A 5,082-nucleotide genomic window follows, 5' to 3' on the forward strand; every position below is an offset into this window, starting at 1 on the left:
GACAGCCCCCGGCCGGAGCCCCGCGCGCCGACACCGGCGCCGGCGCCCTGCGCCGCCTGCGATCCGCGTACCGCCGGCTGCGCCGGGTCGCCACGCTCACCGCGCTCGGCTACTTCACCCTCTTCCTCCTCCTGTCGGGCTTCGCGCCCTCCCTCATGAGCACGCGGACCGCCGGAGGCCTCAACACCGGTCTGCTGATGGGGATCTGCCAACTGCCGGTCACCTGCCTGGCCATCGGGGTGTACGAGATCCTGGCGCGCCGTCACATCGACCCGCCGGCCGCGGAAGTGCGCCGCCGCGCCGCCAGGGGAGCACCGCTGTGACCGGGTCCGGCGCGCCCGGCGAGGCGCTGTCGCTGACCGCGTTCACCGCCGTGGCCACGGTGATCCTGCTGCTGTGCCTGCTGTCCGGGCCGGACCGGGACGACCTCGACGAGTTCTACACCGGCTACCGCTCGCTCTCGCCGATGCGCAACGGCCTCGCCATCGCGGGCGACTACATCTCCGCCGCGACCGTGCTCGGCACCGTCGGCGTCATCGCCCTCAGCGGCTACGACGGTGTCGTCCTCGCCCTGTCGACCGCGCTCTCCCTCGTCCTGCTGATGTTCCTGCTGGCCGAACCGCTGCGCAACGCGGGCCGGTTCACCATGGGCGACGCGCTGACCCGGCGCGCCCCCGGCCGTGCGGTGCGCATCACGGCCTGCGCGGTCACGCTGGCCGCGCTGCTCCCGCTGATGATCGTCCAGCTCGCGGGCGCGGGCGACCTGATGGCGTTCATCCTGGGCTTCGAGAACCCGGGGCTGAAGACGGGCTGCCTGATCCTGCTGGGCGTACTGATGATCAGTTACGCGGCGGTCGGCGGTATGAAGGGCACCGCCCTCGTCCACCTGGTCAAGATGGTGGTGCTGCTCGGCGCCGGGGTCACCGTCGCCGCGCTCGTGCTGTCCCGGTTCGGCTGGAGCCCGGGCGGGCTGCTCGGCGCGGCCGAGCGGGGCAGCGGCGCGGGGCCCGCCTACGCGCGGTCCGGGCTGCTGTTCCGGGGCGGGCCGGCACCCGCCGTCGACATGGTCACCTCACAGCTGACGGTCGTGCTGGGCGGGGCCTGCCTGCCGCACGTCACCATGCGCATGTACAGCTCGACCAGCGCCCGCGCCGTACGCCGCTCCATGTCCTGGGCGGTCTGCGTCGTCGTCTCCTTCGCCCTCGTCATCACCGTGCTGGGCTTCGGCGCCGCCGCCCTGGCCGGCCGCCGGGCGATCACCGACGCCGACCCGCAGGGCAACACCGCGCTCCTCCTCGTCGGCCGGGCCGTCCTGGGCGCGGACGTGTCCACCGCCGAGACGGTTCTGTTCACGTCCCTGGCCACCGCGGTCTTCCTGACGCTGCTGGCCTCGGTCGCCGGGATGATCCTCGCGTGCGCCAACTCCCTCGCCCACGACCTCTTCGCGCACGGTGTACGGCGGGGGACCATCGCCCCGCGCCGGGAGATGCTGCTCGCCAGGGGCGCGGCACTCGGCATCGGGGTGCCGACGATCGCGCTGGCCTGCTACGCCCAGCGATGGAGTCTCCAGCCGCTGGTCACCGTCTCCTTCTGCATCGGCGCCTCGGCGATCGCCCCCGCCCTCGTCTACAGCCTCTTCTGGCGCCGCTTCACCCGGACCGGGCTGCTGTGCACTCTGATCGGCGGCACCTTGTGCGTCGCCGTGCTCATCACCGGCACGAACCTGGTCTCGGGGCGGCCGGAGGCGGCCTTCCCCGGCGCCGACTTCAACTGGTTCCCGTTCACGACGACCGGCATCGTATCCATTCCGTTCGGGTTCGCGATGGGCTGGTTCGGGACGATGCTCGGCGGCCGTGACGCACGTGTGCAGCGGAAGCGGTACGAGTCGGTCGAGCCGCTGATCCTCGCGACGGCGACTTCGCCGCCCCGCCCGGCTCCGACGACCGCCCCGGGTCCCCGGCGCCCACCGCCGTTCCCCTGGCCGTACCCGGCGGACCCGGCGCGGCGCGGCTGAGCGCTCGGCCGGCGGTCGCGGTGCGTCACCCCCGGGTGCGGCGCGGATCCGGCGCGGCCGGTCGCGCCCACGCGGCGCAGCCGCGTGTCGTCGCGGCCCCGCGCCCTTCGGTCTCCGGGGCGCCGCCGAACCGCGCTGAACCTCGTCGGCCAGGCACCACGCTCAGGGCGCGGCGCCCGTCCCGACCGCCCCGGACGGAAGGCACCCGGTCCGCCAGGTGCCGGTCCGCCAGCTGCCGCCGTCCGCGGTGACGGCGAACGCCCCGGTGTCCGGGAGGGACTCCAGCCAGTCGCGGGCCTCGTCGCCCATGGCGTACGCGGCCGTGGCACGGGCGTCCGCGTCGGTGAGCCCGGCGTGGACCACGGTCACGGAGGCCAGGGCGGTCACGGGCGGCGCGCCGGTACGCGGGTCGATGATGTGGCAGCCCCGCTCCGCCGGCCCGGAGGTGGCGACGGCCAGGCCACCGGCCGTGTGCTCGACGACTGCCGCCAGTGCGCCCGGGCGGAGAGGGTCGGCGATGCCGACCCTCCAGGGACCGCCGATCAGCTGCACGTCCCCGCCCCCGTTGACGCACACCGCCTCCGCCCCGGCCGAGGCCAGAAGCCGCGCGGCGCGTTCGACGGCCCAGCCCTTCACCAGGCCCGTCGGGTCCGGGCCGCCGCCGGCGTAGCCCGCGGTGAACAGGCCGCCGCTGGCCCGCTCCGCGTCCTCGCACAGCCGCAGGACTTCCGCGACCTCGGGCGCGCACCCGGACAGCGCGACCTCGCCCCGGCGCAGCCGGCTGATGTCGCTGTCCTCGCGGTACGTCGAGAAGACGCGGTCGGCGTCGTGCAGCAGGGCGACCGCGGCGCGCAGCGCCGTGCGCAGCGGCCCTGTCCTGACACCGCGTACGTCGAAGGAGAAGACGGTGCCCATGACGTGCTCGACGTGCCGCAGCCGTCCGGGGCCGCGTGCGGGCCCGGAAACCGGTCCGGAAACGGGCTCGGGCAGGGACGCGGGTCCGGGCGTGTGGTCAGACACCGGCCCTGTCCAGTGCGCTCTGCAGGGACTGCCGGTAGCCGTCGCTGGTGTACGTGGCGCCCGAGACGGTGTCGATGTCGGCGCTCTGCGCGGCCAGCGCCTCCTCGGTGAGCACCGGCAGGGCGTAGTTGTTGATCTGCTGGTCCTTCGGGTTGTTGGCGGGGTACTGCAGGACGGTGACTCCGGTGAGCCGCCCGTCCTCCACCGTAATGCTGACCTGAACCGGCCCGTAGCGGGTCTGCGCGGCGTCCCCGGTGACGGTCCCGGACGACGACGAGGACGAAGAGGAGGACGGGGAGGACGAGGACGGGTCCGGCGCCCGCGAGGAGGACAGGGGCGGCGGCGAGGCGGCCGTGGCCGTGCCCGCCCCGGTGTGCGGCTTGAGTGCGAGGAGCATGACGACGCCGGAGACGGCGGCCGCGGTGCTGAGGACGGCGCGGCGCAGCGGGTGGACTCTCTTCACGGGGCGGCTCACAGTTCGCTCACAGTTCGAAGGACTCGTGGTGGATTCGGCGCGCGGGCACACCTGCGGCACGCAGCGCCTCGTACGCGGACCCGGCCATGCCGGGCGGCCCGCACAGATAGACGTCGTGGCGGTCGATGTCGGGCAGCGCCGCCCGCAGCCCGGCCGCGGTGATCGGGACGGAGGCGCCCTCGGGGGTGTTGAGGGCGTAGTACAGCCGGGCCCCGCGGGCCGCCGCGATCGCCTCCAGCTCGGCGCGCAGCGCGAGGTCCTCGGGGCGCCGGGCGCGGTAGACCAGCGTGAGGTCGCCGGGCGCGGCCGGCAGCGTCTCGAAGAGCGCGCGCAGCGGTGTGATGCCGACCCCGCCGGCCAGCAGCAGCACCTTGCGGCGGGTGCGGCGGCGGGCGGTGAGCGCGCCGTACGGACCCTCCACCCAGACCCGTGTGCCGGGCCGGACCGTCGCCAGCGCGGCGCTGTGGTCGCCCAGGGCCTTGACGGTGATGCGCAGCCGTCCGCCGCGCGGCGGCGCCGACAGGGAGTACGGCGTGGACGTCCCCCACAGTCCGGGGGTGAGGAACCGCCAGCGGAAGAACTGCCCGGCCTCCGCCGTGACGCCCTCCGGCCGCCGTCCAGCGACCACCACGGAGACCACTCCGGGCGCCTCCCGCACCACTGACTCCACCCGCAGCCGGTGCCGCGCGTTCAGCCTGACGGGCACCAGTACCCGGTACCACAGAACCAGCGCGGCCGCGCCGAGGTAGAGGGCGTACCAGGCCGCGCGGGCCGGGGCGCTGCCGACGAAGTCGGCACCGACGGCGAGCTGGTGGCCGAAGGCCAGGAAGACCGCCGCGTAGGTGAGCAGGTGAAGGTAGTACCAGGTCTCGTGGCTGACGCGGCGGCGCACCGCGCGGGCCGAGACCGCCCCGACGGCGAGGATGATCAGTGTGCCGGCCGTCGCCTTCAGCATCTCCGGGTAGTCCAGGACGATCTCGGTGGTCTGGGACACCACGGAGGTGCCGGACTGCACGGCGTAGCCCCAGACGATCAGCGCCACGTGGGCCAGGACCAGACTCACCGTCCAGCGCCCCGCGAGGGCGTGCCAGCGGGCGACGCGGTCGCTGCCCACCCCCCGCTCGAGCACCGGCACGCGCGCCATCAGCGCGACGAGCACGGCGCAGCCGTACCCGGCGAGCAGCCCGGTGATCCGGCCCGCGCCATTCAGCCAGTCCGCGGCCGTCACCACGGCGGCGGTGTCCACCCACCACAGCCACAGCACCGCGGCCGCGCCCGCCCAGAGCAGGGCGAGCACCGCGGCTGCCGGGGAGACGGCCGGCCCGCCGCCGGGGCCCGGTCCTGGCCCGTGGCCGTGCGCGCTGCCGTGGCCGGCACCCCGCCCGGCGGGCCCGGCCCGGTGCCGGGCCGGTGTGCTCTCGTACAGGGTTGCCACCGAATCGCCCCTTCCATCGCTTCTGCCGTTCGTCTCAGTGGTGGCCAGCGTGGAGGGACAACCTTTGAGAATCTTCTGAGATCGGGCTCCCGGGGGCGGACTCAGAGGAAACTCAGAGCATTCCGAGAGACCCTGGAC

Annotated in this window: 5 protein-coding genes; 2 read left to right on the plus strand and 3 right to left on the minus strand. The window is 74.7% G+C overall.

Annotated elements, in window-relative coordinates:
- Together GUY61_RS34460 and GUY61_RS34465 are read left to right on the plus strand one after the other, a co-directional pair.
- The coding region (locus GUY61_RS34460; protein WP_243766962.1) for a DUF485 domain-containing protein at nucleotides 1–323 on the plus strand (323 nt) is incomplete at its 5' end.
- Nucleotides 320–2,014, plus strand: coding sequence for a cation acetate symporter (locus GUY61_RS34465; RefSeq protein ID WP_166634257.1), 1,695 nt, complete (start codon nucleotides 320–322; stop codon nucleotides 2,012–2,014). The genes GUY61_RS34460 and GUY61_RS34465, both read left to right, overlap by 4 nt.
- A gap of 162 nt (nucleotides 2,015–2,176) precedes the next feature.
- Here the strand turns inward: GUY61_RS34465 and GUY61_RS34470 are convergent, their stop codons facing one another.
- The 3 genes from GUY61_RS34470 to GUY61_RS34480 form a co-directional block, all read right to left on the minus strand.
- Entirely contained in the window at nucleotides 2,177–2,929 is a 753-nt protein-coding gene (locus GUY61_RS34470) for an FAD:protein FMN transferase (RefSeq protein ID WP_166634259.1), read from the minus strand.
- 97 nt (nucleotides 2,930–3,026) lie between these two features.
- Entirely contained in the window at nucleotides 3,027–3,497 is a 471-nt protein-coding gene (locus tag GUY61_RS34475; RefSeq protein ID WP_313897000.1) for an FMN-binding protein, read from the minus strand.
- A gap of 19 nt (nucleotides 3,498–3,516) precedes the next feature.
- Complete coding sequence (locus GUY61_RS34480) at nucleotides 3,517–4,806, minus strand: ferredoxin reductase family protein (RefSeq protein ID WP_313897001.1); 1,290 nt, start codon at nucleotides 4,804–4,806, stop codon at nucleotides 3,517–3,519.
- Between the last annotated feature and the right edge of the window lie 276 nt (nucleotides 4,807–5,082).

This window comes from Streptomyces sp. GC420 (assembly GCF_009916105.1).
GTDB lineage: Bacteria > Actinomycetota > Actinomycetes > Streptomycetales > Streptomycetaceae > Streptomyces.

Bases quoted from the DNA above. Each gene is read 5' to 3' on its own strand.
- GUY61_RS34470 (WP_166634259.1), bottom strand. From the start codon at position 2,929: ATGGGCACCGTCTTCTCCTTCGACGTACGCGGTGTCAGGACAGGGCCG.